19 protein-coding genes are annotated in these 16,557 nt (G+C 65.1%); 7 read left to right on the top strand and 12 right to left on the bottom strand.

Annotated features, from left to right (window positions below; all coding sequences use genetic code 11):
• Positions 1-101 precede the first annotated feature (101 nt).
• Positions 102-998: a LysR family transcriptional regulator gene (locus G3545_RS01040; protein WP_170009078.1), complete on the bottom strand. Its 897-nt coding sequence runs from the start codon at positions 996-998 to the stop codon at positions 102-104.
• Between the two features lie 121 nt (positions 999-1,119).
• Here G3545_RS01040 and G3545_RS01035 point away from each other — a divergent pair, with 121 nt between their 5' ends.
• Both G3545_RS01035 and G3545_RS01030 read left to right on the top strand, forming a co-directional pair.
• Complete coding sequence (locus G3545_RS01035) at positions 1,120-2,289, top strand: MFS transporter (RefSeq protein ID WP_170009077.1); 1,170 nt, start codon at positions 1,120-1,122, stop codon at positions 2,287-2,289.
• Positions 2,290-2,297: 8 nt separating this feature from the next.
• The gene (locus tag G3545_RS01030; RefSeq protein ID WP_170009076.1) at positions 2,298-2,471 is read left to right on the top strand and encodes a hypothetical protein; all 174 of its coding nucleotides are present in this window, start codon (positions 2,298-2,300) and stop codon (positions 2,469-2,471) included.
• Between the two features lie 9 nt (positions 2,472-2,480).
• On the opposite strand, the gene G3545_RS01025 is transcribed toward G3545_RS01030, so the two are convergent.
• The 6 genes from G3545_RS01025 to G3545_RS01000 form a co-directional block, all read right to left on the bottom strand.
• Positions 2,481-3,335 carry an IclR family transcriptional regulator gene (locus G3545_RS01025; protein ID WP_170009075.1) on the bottom strand — a complete coding sequence of 285 codons (855 nt, stop codon included), beginning with the start codon at positions 3,333-3,335 and terminating at the stop codon, positions 2,481-2,483.
• A 154-nt stretch (positions 3,336-3,489) separates the two neighbouring features.
• A complete protein-coding gene (locus G3545_RS01020; RefSeq protein ID WP_170009074.1) occupies positions 3,490-3,879 on the bottom strand; it encodes a RidA family protein in 390 nt (129 codons plus the stop codon).
• A 14-nt stretch (positions 3,880-3,893) separates the two neighbouring features.
• Positions 3,894-4,664 (bottom strand): amino acid ABC transporter ATP-binding protein, encoded by a 771-nt coding sequence (locus G3545_RS01015; RefSeq protein ID WP_170009073.1) that lies wholly within the window; start codon positions 4,662-4,664, stop codon positions 3,894-3,896.
• Positions 4,665-4,675: 11 nt separating this feature from the next.
• Complete coding sequence (locus tag G3545_RS01010) at positions 4,676-5,341, bottom strand: amino acid ABC transporter permease (protein WP_170009072.1); 666 nt, start codon at positions 5,339-5,341, stop codon at positions 4,676-4,678.
• A 4-nt stretch (positions 5,342-5,345) separates the two neighbouring features.
• The gene (locus G3545_RS01005; protein WP_170009071.1) at positions 5,346-6,008 is read right to left on the bottom strand and encodes an amino acid ABC transporter permease; all 663 of its coding nucleotides are present in this window, start codon (positions 6,006-6,008) and stop codon (positions 5,346-5,348) included.
• Between the two features lie 63 nt (positions 6,009-6,071).
• Positions 6,072-6,923 (bottom strand): transporter substrate-binding domain-containing protein, encoded by an 852-nt coding sequence (locus G3545_RS01000; protein WP_170009070.1) that lies wholly within the window; start codon positions 6,921-6,923, stop codon positions 6,072-6,074.
• A 180-nt stretch (positions 6,924-7,103) separates the two neighbouring features.
• Here G3545_RS01000 and G3545_RS00995 point away from each other — a divergent pair, with 180 nt between their 5' ends.
• The 3 genes from G3545_RS00995 to G3545_RS00985 all read left to right on the top strand — a co-directional run bounded on the left by G3545_RS00995 (position 7,104) and on the right by G3545_RS00985 (position 10,841).
• Entirely contained in the window at positions 7,104-8,180 is a 1,077-nt protein-coding gene (locus G3545_RS00995; RefSeq protein WP_170009069.1) for a D-TA family PLP-dependent enzyme, read from the top strand.
• Between the two features lie 1,709 nt (positions 8,181-9,889).
• Positions 9,890-10,204: a PepSY domain-containing protein gene (locus tag G3545_RS00990; protein WP_170009068.1), complete on the top strand. Its 315-nt coding sequence runs from the start codon at positions 9,890-9,892 to the stop codon at positions 10,202-10,204.
• 31 nt (positions 10,205-10,235) lie between these two features.
• Complete coding sequence (locus G3545_RS00985) at positions 10,236-10,841, top strand: hypothetical protein (RefSeq protein ID WP_170009067.1); 606 nt, start codon at positions 10,236-10,238, stop codon at positions 10,839-10,841.
• 422 nt (positions 10,842-11,263) lie between these two features.
• Here the strand turns inward: G3545_RS00985 and G3545_RS00980 are convergent, their stop codons facing one another.
• The 4 genes from G3545_RS00980 to G3545_RS00965 all read right to left on the bottom strand — a co-directional run bounded on the left by G3545_RS00980 (position 11,264) and on the right by G3545_RS00965 (position 13,776).
• Positions 11,264-11,758, bottom strand: a complete 495-nt coding sequence (locus G3545_RS00980; protein WP_170009066.1) for a DoxX family protein — start codon at positions 11,756-11,758, stop codon at positions 11,264-11,266.
• A 2-nt stretch (positions 11,759-11,760) separates the two neighbouring features.
• On the bottom strand, positions 11,761-12,525 hold the full coding sequence (locus G3545_RS00975) for a DNA-binding domain-containing protein (RefSeq protein WP_170009065.1): 765 nt from the start codon (positions 12,523-12,525) through the stop codon (positions 11,761-11,763).
• Positions 12,526-12,533: 8 nt separating this feature from the next.
• Complete coding sequence (locus tag G3545_RS00970) at positions 12,534-13,421, bottom strand: DUF692 domain-containing protein (protein WP_170009064.1); 888 nt, start codon at positions 13,419-13,421, stop codon at positions 12,534-12,536.
• Positions 13,422-13,488: 67 nt separating this feature from the next.
• The gene (locus G3545_RS00965; protein WP_170009063.1) at positions 13,489-13,776 is read right to left on the bottom strand and encodes a DUF2282 domain-containing protein; all 288 of its coding nucleotides are present in this window, start codon (positions 13,774-13,776) and stop codon (positions 13,489-13,491) included.
• Positions 13,777-13,947: 171 nt separating this feature from the next.
• Here G3545_RS00965 and G3545_RS00960 point away from each other — a divergent pair, with 171 nt between their 5' ends.
• A complete protein-coding gene (locus tag G3545_RS00960) occupies positions 13,948-14,841 on the top strand; it encodes a LysR family transcriptional regulator (RefSeq protein ID WP_170009062.1) in 894 nt (297 codons plus the stop codon).
• A gap of 5 nt (positions 14,842-14,846) precedes the next feature.
• Here the strand turns inward: G3545_RS00960 and G3545_RS00955 are convergent, their stop codons facing one another.
• Positions 14,847-15,716: a peroxiredoxin-like family protein gene (locus tag G3545_RS00955; protein ID WP_170009061.1), complete on the bottom strand. Its 870-nt coding sequence runs from the start codon at positions 15,714-15,716 to the stop codon at positions 14,847-14,849.
• Between G3545_RS00955 and G3545_RS00950 the strand changes: the two genes are divergently transcribed.
• Entirely contained in the window at positions 15,715-16,539 is an 825-nt protein-coding gene (locus G3545_RS00950; protein WP_170009060.1) for a 3-hydroxybutyrate dehydrogenase, read from the top strand. The genes G3545_RS00955 and G3545_RS00950 overlap by 2 nt on opposite strands.
• Positions 16,540-16,557 lie beyond the last annotated feature (18 nt).

Raw genomic sequence — 16,557 nt, 5'->3', positions numbered from 1 at the left:
CCGCCCGTCGCCCACCAATCGTGCGGGTAGAGTGGAAGATGGAATGCCGCGCAATGACGCCTTCCCAGCTTTGGCAAGAATGATGGTTCAGATGGACGACTTCAGCGTAGGCGTTCGGCCAGATAGTCGACGAAGACGCGCACGCGCGCGGGCATGTTGGCGCCGCCAACAAAGACGGCATGGATCGGCTCAACGTCGCCCGGATTGAAGGCTTCCAGGAGGGATACGAGACGGCCGGCCGCGATGTCGTTGGCGACGCCGAAATTGCCGACGCGCGTTATTCCCACGCCGTCCAATGCAAGCTGTCCCAGTGTCTCGCCATTATTGGCTTCGATGGTCCCGGTCACGGTCAGTGCATAATCGCGCCCTTCCCGGCGGAACGGCCATCCCGGCTCGGCACGGCGGAAATTGAAGTTCAGGCAATTGTGCTGGAGCAGGTCCTCCGGCACCCGCGGTGTGCCGTGCCGCGTCAGATAGGCGGGCGAGGCCACGACGCAGCGACCGGTCTCGCCGATCCGCCGCGCCGTCAACGCGCTGTCCGCCAGCGGACCGAACCTGATCGCAACATCCGCTTGGCCCGCTGCGACGTTGACGACCGTGTCCGTCAGGCTCAGATCGACGAGGATATGCGGATACTGGCGGACGAAATCGCCCAGCAAAGGCACGACGCAAAGACGGCCATGCGAGAGGGCAGCGCTCACCCGCAGCCGTCCGCGCGGTGCGCCCTGATCAGCGACGACCCGCTCCGCCTCGTCGAGGTCCGCCAGGATGCGCCGGGCGGCGCTGAGATAGCTCTGGCCCTCCGCCGTCAGGGTCAGCGCGCGGGTCGTCCTGATAAGTAATCGCACGCCCAGACGCGCCTCGATTCGGTCAATGGTCCGGCTGACCGCTGATGGCGTGAGGCCAAGCGAGCGGCCAGCGGCGGAGAAGCTGCCCGTGCGCGCAATCGTGGAGAAGACTGCGAGCTCCCGTGCGCGGTCCGCACCCTCCATCACCATCTTTGCACCCAGATCAAAAATACTTGGCCTGTGACAGGCCTACTCTGTGACGAGGGGACCGTCCATCTCACTGGGGAAATGCAATCCCAAGTGCCCCTCAATCCCCTTGAGCGATCTCGCCATGAAACTCAATCCACCTCTTCTCGCGCTGGCCGCGGGCGCATTCGGCATCGGCGTGACTGAATTCGCGCCGATGGGCCTGCTGCCGGTGATCGCCGGCGATCTTGGCGTGTCGATCCCCAGTGCCGGACTGCTGATCAGCGCCTATGCCGTCGGCGTCATGCTGGGTGCGCCACTGATGACGCTCACGACCGGCCGGGTGCCGCGCCGTGCTTTGCTGATCAGCCTCATGGCGATCTTCACCATCGGCAACCTCATGGCGGCGCTGTCGACCAGCTACGAGATGCTGTTGGCGGCGCGGCTGATCACCTCGCTGAACCACGGCGCCTTCTTCGGTGTCGGCTCAATCGTCGCGGCCAGCCTGGTGCCGGAAAACAGGCGTGCCGGCGCGGTCGCCGCCATGTTCATGGGCCTGACCACTGCCAATGTCGTCGGCGTGCCGTTGGCCACCTGGGCCGGCGACCTGATCGGTTGGCGCGCGGCGTTCTGGGGCATCGCAGTGCTCGGCGTTGTCGCCATGACATCGCTGCGGCTGACGCTTCCCAATACTCCAGCTGAAGCGGCCGGCGACATGATCTCGGAACTGAAGGTGCTCGGCCGCCCCCCGGTGCTGCTGGCGCTGGCTCTCACCGTGCTGAGCTCTACCGCCATGTTCACGGTGTTCACCTATATCGCACCGATCCTGCAGCAGGAGACGCAGGCTTCCATCGGCTTCGTCACGGCTATGCTGGTGACCTATGGTGTCGGTCTCACTTTCGGCAACTGGCTGGGTGGCCGGTTCGCCGACCGCTCGGTGGACCGTACGCTTATCGTCACACTGGCCGCGCTGATCGCTCTGCTGGTGGCCTTCGCCGCGGCGATGCCGTTCGCCGCGCCCAGCGCCGTCCTGATCTTCCTGTGGGGGGTGGCGAGCTTCGCGCTGGTGCCACCGCTGCAGATGCGAGTGATGGCCGCCGCATCGGATGCGCCGAACCTCGCCTCATCGGTAAATATCGGCGCCTTCAACCTTGGCAACGCCGTGGGCGCGGCGCTGGGTGGCGCGGTCATCGCCGGCGGGCTGGGCTACCCCGCCGTCGCCGTCGCAGGCGCCGTGGCGGCCGCGTCCGGTCTGTCGCTGGTGCTGTTCACGGCTGGCCGCAAGGCAGCGGTCCCGGTCTGCGGCCTTCCCTGACCCGCGGGATGCGCCGTTTCCTGACGTTCGAACAATGCCCACAAGCAGACATTCAACGAACGGTGACGCCGGGGCCGACCATCGTGCTGCTGCTCAGCATGGTCTTCATCGCCGCCTTCGTCGCCGCGGCCCGCAGGACCGCGCGCATCGAGGCGCGCCTTGGCGAACATCCGGGCGGGTGAGCCGTTCCGTCAAAGCTTGCGGCGGGCCGGCTCCCCGGCCGGGCGCAGCGCTCCGGCGCCAGCCGGGCGGCGTGATCCCTTGTCCGCGGCAAGGTAGCCGAGCTGCTCCGACAACTCGCCGGCTGCCGTGAGCAGGCTGCCGAGATAGGGGTCGCGATGCCGCAATCCGTCTTCCCTGGGGGTGACGAGGCACAATGTGGCGATGCAGACGCCGTCCGCCTGGAACACCGGAACAGCGAAGCAATAGGTGAAGTTCTCCACCGTGCTGTTGAAGGTGAAATAGCCGTCCGCCATCGCCCGCCGGACCTCGGCGATGAACTGGGCCGGATCGAGTTCTCGGCCATTGGGCAGGATGAAATCCCCCGGCGGGATGAAATCGAGGATCTCCGCGTCGCTCATATGGCTGACGAGCAGGCGGCCGGACGCCGTCCACGGGATCGGAACGAGCTCGCCGACATCGGACGAGATACGGAAGGTGCGCACGCCCTCGCGCATCATGGCGACGGTGTATTTGTTGCCGTCCAGCATGCACATCTGGGAGGTCTCGCGAGTCTCCTCGGCGAGGCGCTCCAGCAGCGCGGCGCATTCGCGCATCAGGTCGAACTGCGCGGAATAGGCCGTGCCGAGGAAATAGAGCCTGCGGCCGAGGAAGACCCGCCCGTCCCCGCCCGAATATTCGAGCATGCCGTGGCGCAGCAGCAGATTGACGAGCTCATAGACCGAGGAGCGCGGCGCGCCGATCGCGCTCGCGATCTCGTTCGGCCGCATCGGCTGGCGCCGGCCGCGCAGGAATTCGAGGATCTCGAAGGCACGGTCGAGGCCGCGCGTGCGCTTCGCGACAGGATCCGCGGCCACACCCTTCATCATCGTCTCCGTCATTCACAGGGCCGGGGAAACTCCCCGACGGGCTGGAGCACGATCAGCAAAAACGGGAAGGCTTTTGCGACGAGATCTTATTCCAACATATTGAACATAGAGCACGATCCGCTCGGATGATCTCACCCGGGCGGATCGTGTTTCAGACCTTGTCCGCGCGGTAGGCGACGCAGTCGATTTCGACCTTGCAATCGACCATCATGCTGGACTGGACGCAAGCGCGTGCCGGCGGATGGTTCCCGAAATACTCGGCATAGACGCCATTGAAGCTCCAGAAGTCGCGTGGGTCGTCGAGCCAGACCCCGATCCGCACGATGTCCTCGATCCCGTAGCCCGCCTCCTTGAGGATGGCGATCATGTTCTCGATCGCCTTGCGGCTCTCGGGGATGATGCCGCCGGAGACGATCTCGCCCTTCTTCATCGCCACCTGGCCGGACACATAGAGCCAGCCATTGGCCTGGACGGCTCGGGCGAAGGGCAGCGCCTGGCCGCCCGCACCGGTCTCGCCGGCGCCGTATCGTGTGATGGTCATGCGAACCTGCTCATTCAGTTGAAACTCGAAGACTTCAGGAATTCCGCCAGCCGTTCGGTCTTCGGCCTGACGAACATGTCTTTCGGATCGCCCTCCTCGCCGATCACCCCCTTGTTCATGAAGATGACCCGGCTGGAGACCTCGAAGGCGAAGCGCATCTCGTGGGTGACGAGCAGCATGCTCATGCCGTCCGCGGCCAGCGCCTTGATGACCTGAAGCACCTCGCCGACCAGTTCCGGGTCGAGCGCGGAGGTCACCTCGTCGAACAGCATGAGGCGCGGGTTCATGGCGATGGCGCGGGCGATGGCCACACGCTGCTGCTGGCCGCCGGAGAGCTGGCCCGGATAGCGGTCGGCACGCTCGGCGAGCCCGACGCGGGCGAGCCAGGTCTCGGCCAGCGCTCGGGCCTCTTCGCGAGCCATCTTCTTCACCTTGACGAGGCCGAGCATGATATTGCCGGCCGCCGTCAGATGCGGGAACAGGTTGAACTGCTGGAAGGCCATGCCGGTGAGCGCGCGCTGGCGGGCGATGTGCTTCTCGCTCTTGCGGCGGCGCCCCGCGGGCGTCTCCTCGTAGCCGATCTCCTCGCCTTCCAGCAGGATGCGCCCGCCCTGGAACTCCTCGAGCATGTTGATGCAGCGCAGCAGCGTGGTCTTGCCCGAGCCTGACGAGCCGATGATGGAGATCACCTCGCCCTGGTGCATGGTGCAGTCGACGCCCTTCAGCACCTCGACCGCGCCATAGCGCTTGTGCAGGTTCTGGATTTCGAGAAGCGGCTTGCCCATCGCGGCTGCCCTCATGACGGAACGGCGGTCTTGCGCTCGACATATTTGCCGAGGCGCTCGATGCCATAATTGATGACGAAATAGAGGAAGCCGGCGAGGAAATAGAACTGCAGGCTCAGGAAGTTGCGCGAGATGATCTCCTGCGTGCGCAGCAATAGCTCCGCCACCCCGATGACCGAGAGCAGGGTCGAGGCCTTCACCATCTCGGCGGCGGTGTTGACCCAGGTCGGCAGCACCTGCCGCAGCGCCTGCGGCCACAGCACGGAGGTGAAGGTCTGGCCGAAGGTCAGACCGATCGCCTTCGCCGCCTCGGTCTGCCCGTGCGGGACCGCCTGCAGCGCGCCGCGCACGATCTCGCCGACATGCGAGGAGCAGAACACCGAGAGGGCCAGCACACCGGCCTGGAACGGCCCGAGATCGATGCCGACGGTGGAGAGGATGTAGTAGCTCGCCAGCACCAGGACGAGCACCGGCGTGCCGCGCACGAAATCGGTGTACGCACGCACGATGAGGCGGACCACGGGGTGGCCGTAGGTGAGGCAGAGCCCGACCAGCACGCCGAGGGCGGAGCCGACTAGGATCGACAGCAGCGAGATCGAAACGGTCACGCCCAGGCCCTTCAGCAGGGCGAACCGCGCGATCCAGACCTCGTCGAGGAAGATGGAGAGATCGCTCATCGGCTCACCTCGGCACCGAGAGCCGGCGCTCGACCAGCCGCATCAGGGCGGCGAGCACGGCGCAGGTCGCGACGTAGAGGCCGGAGGCGACGATCCACACCTCGACAACGCGGAAGCTTTCGACATTGATCTTGCGTGCCTCGAAGGTGAGCTCCGGCACGGCGATGGCCGCAGCCAGCGAGGTGTCCTTGAACAGCGAGATCATCGTCGAGGACAGCGACGGCAGCACGTTGCGGAACATTAGCGGCATCACGATGGAGAAGCGGATCTGCATCGGCGTGAGGCCGATGGCGAGCCCCGCCTCGCGCAGGCCGTTGGGCACCATCAGCAATCCAGCACGGAACACCTCCGCGAGGTATGCGCCGGAATAGATCGAGAGCGTCGCCACGAAGCTCGATATCTTGTCGAGCCGCAGGCCGAGCTGAGGCAGGGCGAAATAGGTGAAGAGCACCAGCACGAGGATCGGCAGGTTGCGGATCAGCGTGACGTAGAAGCCGGCCGGGCGGCGGACCCACACCGGCCCGCCGGTCAGCGCGAACGCCACGGCGAGCCCGATGACGGCACCGATAAGCAACGAGACGATCGCCAGCTGGAGGCTGAGCAGCAGTCCGAGCAGAAGATCGTCGAAGCTGCGCCAGACCGCGGCGAAATTGAGCGTATACCCCATCGAGGGATCCTGACACCGGGTAGGGGCGGAGGAAGGGGCGGCATGCCCTTCCTCCGGGACGCATCACTTGAACTCGATCGGGAAGCCGATCTGCGGCGGCGGCAGGTCCTTGCCGAACCAGGTCTTGAAGGACTTGGCGTAGGTGTCGAACTCGACGCCCGTCATCGCCTCATGCAGCGCCGTGTTGACGAAGTTCAGCCAGTCCTGGTCGCCGCGCTTGACCGCGCAGGCATAGGTCTGCGGGTTCCAGCCATAGCCGGCGTCGACATAGCGACCCTGGTTCTGCGTCATGAACCAGGCGATGGAGGACTGGTCGGTGGCGACCGCGTCGGCGCGGCCGGAATTCAGCGCCTGATAGATGAGGTCCTGGGAGTCGTACTGGTCGACCTTCGCCTCGGGCAGCGCCGCGTGCACCATGGCCTCGGCATAGACGTTCTGCAGCACCGCGATGGTGACCTTGGCGCCCGCCGCCTTCAGCGCGGCGAAGTCTGCATAGGGACCGCCCGCCTTCATCATCAGGCCGACGCCTTCCCGGTAATAGGGAATCGTGAAGGCGACCTGCTGGGCGCGCGCGCCGGTCACCGTCATGAACTGGCAGGTGATGTCGACCTTGCCGGTGGTGATGTTGGGGATGCGGGCGTCCGAGGACTGGTTGACGTACTCGACCTTGTTCGGGTCGTCGAACAGCGCCTTGGCGATGATGTGGCCCATGTCGATGTCGAAGCCCTGCAGCTTGTCGTCCGCGCCCTTGAAGTGCCAGGGCGGGTTGGTGCTGCCGCTGCCGACGATCAGGTGGCCGCGGGCCAGGATCTTGTCGAGCGTGCTCCCGGACTGCTGCTGCGCGAAGCCCGGTGTGGCGGAGAGAAGGATTGCCGAGGCCAGCGCGATGGCGCCGGCGCGAAGAGTCATGCTCATGCAGATTCCCCTTTGGTTGTCCTTGTTGTCCAATATACTGGATATATGTCCAAATTATCGGATTGACGTATTCAGTCGCACGGCACATAGCCTTGTCAAGGCGGAACTTGGGCAGCGCGCCCCACGCCGCGTCGTCCCCGCCGCGCCACTTCCTGCCCGCCTTCCTGACCGAGGATGTCCATGGCCGACCCGACGCAGCGCCCCGCCGGCCCGAGCACCCCGGCGGTGCTGATCGACCTCGATATTGCCCGCCGCAACATCCGGCGGTTCCAGGACTATGCCGATGCGCATGGGTTGACGGTCCGCCCGCACATCAAGACGCACAAGCTGCCGGCCATCGCTCGGATGCAGCTTGCGGCCGGTGCGGTCGGCATCACCTGCCAGAAGGTCTCCGAGGCGGAGGCGATGGTCGCCGGCGCGCCGGACCTCTCCGACGTACTGATCACCTACAATATCGTCGGCGCGGAGAAGCTTTCCCGCCTCGCGGCGCTGGCGCGGCGCGTTACGCTCGGTGTGGTCGCGGACAGCGCGGCGGTGGTCGAGGGGCTGTCTTCGGCTTTCGCCGCCGAGCCTTCGCCGCTGAGGGTTCTCGTCGAGTGCAATACCGGCGCCGACCGCTGCGGCGTGGCGACGCCGGAGGAGGCGGCCGCGCTCGCCCGCCGCATCGCTGCATCGCCCGGGCTCCGCTTCGGCGGGCTGATGACCTATCCCCCCGCCAATGGCGTGGCGGCAGTCGAGACCTTCATGACGAAGGCGAAGATGCTGATCGAGGCGGAAGGCTTGCCGGTCGAGGTGATCACCTCAGGCGGCACGCCCTCGATGATGTCGGCCGCGCAGGCCCCGGTGACGACGGAGTACCGCCCAGGGACCTATGTCTATAATGACCGCTCGCTGGTCGCGCGCGGCGTCTGCGGCTGGGAGGACTGCGCGCTCACCGTGCTCGCCACCGTCGTTTCCGTCCCGGCGGCCAACCGTGCCATCATCGATGCCGGCAGCAAGACGCTGACCTCCGACCTCCTGGGCCTTACCGGCTACGGCCATGTGCTCGGCCGGCCGGACATCGCCATCGACCAGTTGTCCGAGGAGCACGGCCGGCTGGTCAGCGAGGGGCCGATCGGCCTCATCGTGAGCGAGACGGTCCGCGTCGTGCCGAACCATGCCTGTGTAGTCACCAACATGGTCGACGAGGTCCATGTCGTGGAAGGCGGCCGGCTCACCGGCACCTGGGCGGTCGTGGCGCGCGGGCACATCACCTGACGGAGCCGCCTACACTCGGTAGCCCTCACGGCTTCCGGGTGTCCTGCATCACAGCGAGCTGCGAGGCTCGCTGAAAGCGTTACTTCAGTTCGTCACCCTCGCCACCAGTTTCGCCGTAGCGGGCGAAGCCCCTCGGCTGATCGCCGGCCCATGCAACGGCCGGCATCCCAGCCCAGTCGGATTGCATCGAGCCGGCCACTTCGATGGCCGCAGGCGCGCTGGCGACCGCAATCGGAGTGCGGGGTAAGAGCGAGCTTGCTGCGCGCTCTATCGGAATGACAAAATAGGAGGGAGCCGAATGCGGCGCTTTCGCCAGGCTTCCACGGCCCGGCGTATGACACGCCATGTCTCCGAAAACATCGTTGCGCCCGACAATCGCATGACGGGCACCCAGGATAGGTACCCCGATCGATTTTGGGCGCGGGCATTCATGCTGCCGCGGATCGTTGATAATACCTCGGCCCACGAGGGCCGTCGCGGACATGGTCGGACAGCAGCTCACCCGGCCGCTCGGCCGGGTGAGCCATGTTGGCTACATCTCATCGATGACTTTGCCCTTCTTGCCGGAGAAGTTGGCGCCAGCGGTGACAGAGGAGAGCTTGCCGGCTTTCACCAGGCGAGGTGCAGTGTAGGCTTTCATTGGCAGGCCCCCAAATCGATTGCAACCTTAGCCTGCTAAGGTTGCGGAATGGAAACATTTGGGTCAACGAGGATCCGACTGCCGTTACGCGAACCGTCTTTAAGTGTTGCAGAACCGCCGCAGTCATCGTGCTTCTGATACCGTCGGCGAACGCTTATCGTCCGACCCATCTTTCTTTTCGTCAGGGGGTGACGCCGACGACCGTGAGACGGGCGCAGGCGTGACCGAGGACAATGCCATCACCTTCTTGAAGGTTGGCGGCATGTAGGGCTTCACGAGCAGAATTCCATCGCCTTGTGCTCTGCAAATCGCGCGATGCACTACCGCATGGCGCCGCGCAGAAAGCAGTGTGCGGTGGCTAGATTTCCCTGGAATGTCGAAGTGTTTCCGAGAATTGCTCGCGTGCGTAATTTTGTTTCCGAAGTTGTCAACGATTCGAGCGTCACCACCGAGTGGCGCCGTTCGTTGGCGAATTGGGGATTGAAGGAAGTCGAGGAGGTCGTGGACGGGAGTGCACGAGCCACCCAGAATCCAAGAAAAAAGCCCCGAGGCGGGGACCTCGGGACTTATGGGGTATTTGGGGCGCCGCCGCGGATGAGGCGGCTGCATCACACAAACGCGTAGCCCCTTTTGTTGTTCCATGCCTCGTTGGCGCTTCCACCGCCGAGCCCATCACCGCCCGATGTGTCCCGGTAGTGTGATACTGTACCTCTCCGGATCAGGCGCAAGGATCTGCGCCCGGTCGGCTGCTTTGATGAATGCGGCCCGGAACGCCTCCGGGCGCCCTCGCCTTCACGTGCCCCAAGGCCGCCTAGCGGGCAGCTAGGTGAAGCCTCAACATCATGTCGGCTTCCGGCCACTTGTTGAGCGGGAATTTGGCGGCCTCAAACGAAACTTCCGGGAAGATAAATCGTGAATATGATCTGCGACCCTGTCGGTTAAATCCGTCTCTGACGGTATTGCGACAAATAATGCCCCCACCCCGTCCCGAAAACAAATCAGCACGCAGGAACTATTCTGCTTAGCGATGGTTCAATCTGTACATTTTCTGAACAATCGGATGGAAGATATGAAACGCGTCTTCATTGCCGCGGCCGCCCTTGCCATGTCTGGCGTCGCGGCTCTTGCGCAGGCTCCTGCGGCTAATCCGGATCCTGCAACTCCGGCGACGAACAATCCGGACACCAATAGACCCGCGATGCCCGCGAAGGGGGCTAACAGCTTCACCGAAAGCCAGGCGAAGACACGAATTGAGGCCAAGGGGTTCACCAACGTGAACGGTCTCGCGAAAGACAACGATGGTGTCTGGCGAGGCAAAGGCATGAAGGCCGGCGCCGCCGTCGATGTCGCGCTCGATTACCAGGGCAACGTGTTCCCGAATTGAGGACACCAACATGTTGATGGGAGAGAATGACATGACCACAGTTTCAGGACTATTTGACACTTACGACGATGCGCTTTCCGCCGCTAATCGGCTGCAGAGCCTTGGCATCGACCGCGCCAACATCAGCGTCATGGCAAATAACGCCGACGGCACTCGCATCGACAGTTCAGGCCGCGCGAGCGAAGCCGGAGAAGATGCGGCTATGGGCGTGGGGGTGGGTGCCGCTGTGGGCGGAGCCGGCGGCCTTCTCGCCGGACTTGGAGTGCTCGCTATTCCCGGAATCGGACCGGTGGTGGCAGCCGGTTGGCTGGCCGCCACCGCAGCAGGCGCCGTCGCCGGCGCGGTCGCTGGCGGCGCAGTGGGCGGCGTCGTTGGTGCAATGACCTCGGAAGGCGTTCCGGAAAACGAAGCCAATGTCTACGCCGAAGGCGTCCGACGCGGGGGCACCCTTGTATCCGCGCGCGTCGACGACGATAGGGCCGCGGAGGCGCAGGCTATACTGCACAGCGATGGCGCCGCTGATGTCTCCGATCGGGAGCGCACCTATCGCGAAGAGGGGTGGACGCGGTTCAATCCCGACTCGCCCGCCTACACTGCCGATGAAGTGACGCGAGAGAGAGACCGCTATAGCGTTTGAGCCGATATTCACAATTGGGATGCTCGCTCATTCAAAGTTTTCGGGCGAGTATCCCGCCGGCACCGCGCCTACCGCCGCCGAATGGTGTGGCTTGGGAACCGAACCATCAGCCCTTCCGTTTCCCTCCCATCACAATCATTAGGAGAGAGGACCATGGTTCGCGATCCGCGCCGTCAATACTCTCCGCGAAAAGGGCTTGTCTATCCCGACGAAACCGAACCACCTGTGCGCGCAGGCGCCGAGGCAGATATCGGCTGACGTAAAATCATCACCCGTTGCATGACGGCGACCGGATAGATTTGCCTCGACAATCCGCCAGACGTTCACGGAATTGGCGCGGCCCCATATGGTGAGAGCCAGTTGGGCCGGTTGCTCCGACATCGACGACCTGTCGTCGCTGCCCCATGAACACATAAACCGTCCTACCTGCCCTCTTCGACGCGTCGGGAAATCAGGTAGTCAAGGGACACGCCGCCCGCACCGTACTTCATCAGATAGAGCAGGCACACCGCCCACGGGCCGTGCACACTATAGGCGTCCGGATAGACGAAGAGCTGGATCACCAGGGTCATTGCAAGCAGTACGGCGGCCGCGAAGCGGCTGGCGAGGCCAAGCACCAGCAGGATCGGCATGGCGTGCTCGTTGAAGAGAGCAAGTTGCGCGGCAATCTCTGGCGGCAACAATGGCAGCCGATATTCCTCACGGAACAGATAGACGGCATTGTCGGACAGGGTGAACAGCGTCCCCTCCTCGACCTTGGTGCGCGCCGAGGCCCAGAATGCCGACGCGATCGAGAGTCGGGCGATCAGTGCCAGCAGCGAATGCGGAATGCGCTCGAAGAGTCGCGAGACGCCCCCGAAAAGGCGCAGCGCGAGTCGTGCCGGATCGAACACCCGGCTCGTCGAAACGAGGCTCATGGTCAACTCCTGTTCTGGACGAGGGACGTCGCAAGGCCGAAGCCGACGAGATCGGCAACAGCTGCTGACGCATCGAATTGGTCAGAGACGGCGAAGGCGGCCATCATCGCGGCTTCCAGCGCCACTCCGTCCCGGAGTGCCTGAAGAAAGGTGAAGCCGCCCGGCGGCAGGCGATGCACCAGGACGCGATGCGCCGGCCGGGCGACCACGGCGTCCTCGGCGCTCCAGTCGTCGATCGCAGCCGGGGTCTGCTCACCGGCATTCATCGCCCAGAGCGTGACCATCGGATAAGCCGAGCGGATCAGGCGCACCGCCGGGTGGATCCCGACACGGACGCCCGGACGGTGTGGATCGAGCGCCGCCAAGGCCTCGGCCGTGACCGGGGCAGCATCCGCGGCGTGATGAGCCTGCCCGCGCGCGATTTCCAGCCGGGCGACGTCGGCGAGATACGGCAGTCCGGCGACCGGCGCGAAGCTTTCGAGGAAATCCGGAAAGGCCTCCCCATAGCTCAACAGCACCGGCGAGCGCGGCGGCGAGGCGAACACGAAACTCCGCGCCATCGCCCGGAAAAACTCGTCGCCGACGATGGCGCAGACCGCCGGGAAGCGCTGGACCATCGCCTCGATGAGGCTCGCCGCGACATTGTTTCGATACACCGCGAAGCGTCGGTCGAGAGCCGGCTCCGCGTAAGGGCCGATTCCCGCGGGCACCGGCGCGGCGGGGTCCAGCAAGGCGCGCCGCATGTGAACCTGGACGTCGCTCTGCATGGCGCGCCTCACAGCGTGCCGGCCGGCAAGGCGGCCAGCATCACGGCGTCCGCCAGGGCCGCTTCCTCCGCCAGCACTGGCCAGGATGGCAGCTCGGCATCCCATTCGATCAGAGTCGGCCGTGCCCCGGCGCGACGGATCGCCCGCGCATAGAGCTGCCAGACCACGTCCGCGACCGGCCGGTCATGCGTGTCGATCAGCAAGGGCCGACCAGCACCGTCCTCCGCCACCTCATGGCCGGCCAGATGAATTTCGCCGACCCGCTCCAGTGGGAAGTGGTCGATATAGTCCTCTGGCGAGGTGTCGTGATTGGCCGCCGAGATGAGAACGTTGGAAACATCGAGCAGCAGTCCGCAGCCCGTGCGCTCCGAAATCTCCCGCAGGAAGTTGGTTTCAATGATGTCGCTCTCCTCGAACACCAGATAGGTCGAGGGGTTCTCCAGCAGCATCGGCCGCCCCAACGTCTCCTGGACCTCGTCGACATGGTCGGCGACGCATTTCAGTGTCCGCCGTGTATAGGGCAGCGGCAGCAGGTCGTTGAGGAAGATGTCGCCATGGCTCGACCAGGCGAGATGCTCGGAGAACGTCTCGGGCTGATAGCGGTCGATGAGCCGGCGCAGACGCCGCAAATGCTCCCTGTCGAGGCGTCCCGGGCTCCCGATCGAAAGACCGACGCCGTGCAGGGATAGCGGGTAGCGCTCGCGGATGGCGGCGAGCTGGGCATGGGGCAGACCGCCCTCACCCATATAGTTCTCGGCATGGACCTCGAAGAAGCCGATGTCCGCGCCGCGGCTCAATATGTGGTCGACGTGCTCCGGCTTCAGGCTGGCGCCAGCCCGGTTCGGCAACCGGCGGCGGGCGCGGTTCGTGCTCAAGGGATCAAGGACGGGAATCATGTCCGTGTCTCCGCATTATCGTGGGAAGCACGCGGACCCGGCCCGGCGGCCGGGTCCGCGAGGGCGATCAGCTCGGCCGCTTGATGGCGGTCAGGGAGCCCGGTCCAAAGGGGGTGGCCATGGTCAGGCAAGTACCCTTGGGCACCAGCTTCCAGGACACCCCGTTATAGTCGACCTTGTTGGTGCCGGCGCAGCTCGTGCCGGGCCCGGCGGCGCAGTCGTTCTTGCCAGCAAGCGACACGCCGAAGCACTTCTCCTTGGAAGCGTCATCGGCCTTGGCAGGCTGCGCGAGCAGCGTAACCGCGCCGGCGAGCACGCCGGCGAGGGCAAGGGAGGTGGTGAGTTTCGTGGTCATGGCTCTGTCCGTGGTTGCCCGGGAATGTCCCGAGGGGGTCATGGTTCACAGCCAGGACGATGCGGGATTGCGCGAGCGGGCGGAAATACCGGTACGCTGCCAATTCCATAGTGATCGGCTATAGTGACGGCCCGCCGGATTTGACATCGGATGGCTCCGGGAGGGTTCCCGATGGAAATGCACCAGATCCGATACTTCCTGGCGGTGTCGCGCACGCTGAACTTCACGCGGGCGGCGGAAGACTGCCACGTCGCGCAGCCCTCGCTCACCCGGGCTATCAAGCTCCTGGAAGCCGAACTCGGCGGCGACCTGTTTCGGCGTGAACGCAACCTCACGCACCTCACCGAGTTCGGCAAACGCATGCTGCCGTTGCTCGGCCAGTGCTATGAAAGCGCGATGGCGGCGAAGAAGCTGGCAACCTCCATCCGCAGCGGCTCGCTGGTGTCGCTGACGCTTGCGCTATCACATACGGTGAGCATGGCGCTGCTGATCCCTGCCCTGACCGAGCTGCTGCGACTGTTTCCGCAGCTTGAGCTGCGCTTCCTGCGCGGCACCGCCGCGGAGATCGCGGAGCATCTCAAGAAGGGCGACGCCGCGCTCGCTGTGGCCGGGCCGCTTGGCGAAAGCTGGGAGCGGCTCGACAGCTGGCCGCTGTTCTCCGAGGCGATGGAGATCGTGGTCAGCGCCGCAGACGACTCGGCGCTGCCGGATGAGCCTGCCAGCCTGCGCGAGCTGGCGCGCAAGCGCCTGCTGTACCGTCCCTATTGCGAAATGGCCGGGCTGGTGGACGAACATCTGCTGGAGGGTCAGGTGTCCTGGACCGACCGCTATGAGGTGGTGAGCGAACAGGATCTGCTTCAGTTGGTCCGGTCCGGCCTCGGCGTCGGCATCCTGCCGAAAAGCACGGCCTCCGGGACCGAGGGCCTTCGCTGGCTTCATGTCGACGGCTTCGAAATCCAGCGCACCATATCGCTCTACGGCGTCTCGGGGCGCGAGAGATCGGCTCCGGCGGCCGCGCTGCTCAAGCTGCTTCGAGCGCGGGACTGGTCGGCAGAGGTGAACTGAAGTCGCTATTCCGAGCGCAGCGCCCGTACGATGTCCGCGATTTCCATGCGCGTGCGGAAGTCAGCATCCACATAGCGCGCCCGCACGTGGCCGTCGCGGCCGACAACGAAGGTCGCGGGCAGCGGCAGGAACCAGGTGTCATTGCCCTGGAACTCGTCCAGCCGAGGGCCCCAGCCAATCATCAGGTCACGAATGGCGTCGCCCACCCAGATGACGAGGCCGAGCGACAGCGCATACTCATTGTCCATGTCCGTCAGGATGAGCACCCTATCGCCCAGGCTGGCCTGAAGCGGACCGGTGAAGGGCTGCCGCTCGGGCATGATGGAGATCGTCCGGGCACCCAGTTCGTCGAAGTCGCGGCGGGCGGCGGCAAGCGCAGTGAGCTCGATCTTGCAGAACGGGCACCAATGGCCACGGTTGAAGCTGACGACGAGCGGGCCTTCTGCCAGCAATTCGTCAAGGCCGACCATGCGCCCGGACGAATCCAGAAGCAGGAAAGGCGGCATCACGTCGCCGGGCTCGGGCGCGTCGGCACCGACCAGGCCGCGGCGAACCCGTTCGACGAGGCGATCATATTCTTCAGCGAAGGGAGATTCGACCTCCCGCAGTGCCTTGGCATAGGCGGCTAGCCGCTCGCCCAGCGGCGCATTCATGGCGATGATCTCGGCCAGAGCTTCGGCCAAGGTTCTGGTCGATGTCACGTCACACCTCGTGCCGTCGCCGGCAGTCGTCAAAGCCGGATGATGCACGAGCCGCACGGTGACAGCCAATAGCGGCCCTCTATCGAATCCGGAGGCAGGCAGCATTTCCGCCGCGCGAGCCGAGGCGGGACAGTGGGCCCACGAACCCACCCAAGCCCAGGAGAAGCGCGCCATGCGCATGACCCCCACGGAAAGCGCCTACGCGCCGGCCGGCTCGCTGCACGGCAAGGTCGCCCTCATAACCGGCTCGACCAGTGGCATCGGGCTCGGTATCGCCCATGCCTTCGCGCAAGCCGGCACCCGCCTCGTGCTGAACGGGCTGGGGCCGGCCGACGAGATGGAGCGACTGCGCGCGGGCATCGAGGAACAATACGGCGCCCAAGTCCTCTATTCGGCGGCCGACATGTCGAGCCCCTCGTCGATCGAGCAGATGATCGGGATGACGCGGGAGACATTCGGGCGGATCGACATTCTCGTAAACAACGCGGGCATCCAGCATGTGGCGCCGCTGGAGAGCTTCCCGGTCGAAAAATGGGATCTCATCCTGGCAATCAATCTGTCCTCGGCCTTCCACACCACCCGACTGGCGCTGAAGTCGATGCGGGAGAATGGCTGGGGGCGCATCATCAATGTCGCCTCCGCGCACGGCCTCGTCGCATCGCCCTTTAAATCAGCCTACGTCGCAGCCAAGCACGCCATTGTCGGGCTGACCAAGGTCACCGCGCTCGAGGCTGCCGAAGATGGCGTCACCTGCAACGCGATCTGCCCAGGCTACGTCTACACGCCTCTGGTCGAGGCGCAGATCGAGGGCCAGGCGGCGGCCCACAATCTGCCGCGCGAGCGCGTGGTGCGCGAGGTGCTGCTGGCGCAGCAGCCGAACAAGCGGTTTGCCACGGTCGAGCAGATGGGCGCGATCGCGGTGTTCCTTGCCGGCGAAGGCGCCGCCTCCATCACCGGAGCGGCGCTGCCCGCAGACGGCGGCTGGACCGCTCATTAGAGCCAGGGCACAGGAGCG

It is taken from the genome of Starkeya sp. ORNL1 (assembly GCF_012971745.1).
Taxonomy (GTDB): domain Bacteria; phylum Pseudomonadota; class Alphaproteobacteria; order Rhizobiales; family Xanthobacteraceae; genus Ancylobacter.
Note: the sequence above shows the minus strand (reverse complement) of the source record. Positions and strands in the feature narration are given on the sequence as shown.

Bases quoted from the DNA above. Each gene is read 5' to 3' on its own strand.
- G3545_RS01040 (WP_170009078.1), bottom strand. From the start codon at position 998: ATGGTGATGGAGGGTGCGGACCGCGCACGGGAGCTCGCAGTCTTCTCC.
- G3545_RS01035 (WP_170009077.1), top strand. From the start codon at position 1,120: ATGAAACTCAATCCACCTCTTCTCGCGCTGGCCGCGGGCGCATTCGGC.
- G3545_RS01030 (WP_170009076.1), top strand. From the start codon at position 2,298: ATGCGCCGTTTCCTGACGTTCGAACAATGCCCACAAGCAGACATTCAA.
- G3545_RS01025 (WP_170009075.1), bottom strand. From the start codon at position 3,335: ATGAAGGGTGTGGCCGCGGATCCTGTCGCGAAGCGCACGCGCGGCCTC.
- G3545_RS01020 (WP_170009074.1), bottom strand. From the start codon at position 3,879: ATGACCATCACACGATACGGCGCCGGCGAGACCGGTGCGGGCGGCCAG.
- G3545_RS01015 (WP_170009073.1), bottom strand. From the start codon at position 4,664: ATGGGCAAGCCGCTTCTCGAAATCCAGAACCTGCACAAGCGCTATGGC.
- G3545_RS01010 (WP_170009072.1), bottom strand. From the start codon at position 5,341: ATGAGCGATCTCTCCATCTTCCTCGACGAGGTCTGGATCGCGCGGTTC.
- G3545_RS01005 (WP_170009071.1), bottom strand. From the start codon at position 6,008: ATGGGGTATACGCTCAATTTCGCCGCGGTCTGGCGCAGCTTCGACGAT.
- G3545_RS01000 (WP_170009070.1), bottom strand. From the start codon at position 6,923: ATGAGCATGACTCTTCGCGCCGGCGCCATCGCGCTGGCCTCGGCAATC.
- G3545_RS00995 (WP_170009069.1), top strand. From the start codon at position 7,104: ATGGCCGACCCGACGCAGCGCCCCGCCGGCCCGAGCACCCCGGCGGTG.
- G3545_RS00990 (WP_170009068.1), top strand. From the start codon at position 9,890: ATGAAACGCGTCTTCATTGCCGCGGCCGCCCTTGCCATGTCTGGCGTC.
- G3545_RS00985 (WP_170009067.1), top strand. From the start codon at position 10,236: ATGACCACAGTTTCAGGACTATTTGACACTTACGACGATGCGCTTTCC.
- G3545_RS00980 (WP_170009066.1), bottom strand. From the start codon at position 11,758: ATGAGCCTCGTTTCGACGAGCCGGGTGTTCGATCCGGCACGACTCGCG.
- G3545_RS00975 (WP_170009065.1), bottom strand. From the start codon at position 12,525: ATGCAGAGCGACGTCCAGGTTCACATGCGGCGCGCCTTGCTGGACCCC.
- G3545_RS00970 (WP_170009064.1), bottom strand. From the start codon at position 13,421: ATGATTCCCGTCCTTGATCCCTTGAGCACGAACCGCGCCCGCCGCCGG.
- G3545_RS00965 (WP_170009063.1), bottom strand. From the start codon at position 13,776: ATGACCACGAAACTCACCACCTCCCTTGCCCTCGCCGGCGTGCTCGCC.
- G3545_RS00960 (WP_170009062.1), top strand. From the start codon at position 13,948: ATGGAAATGCACCAGATCCGATACTTCCTGGCGGTGTCGCGCACGCTG.
- G3545_RS00950 (WP_170009060.1), top strand. From the start codon at position 15,715: ATGCGCATGACCCCCACGGAAAGCGCCTACGCGCCGGCCGGCTCGCTG.
- G3545_RS00955 (WP_170009061.1), bottom strand. From the start codon at position 15,716: ATGGCGCGCTTCTCCTGGGCTTGGGTGGGTTCGTGGGCCCACTGTCCC.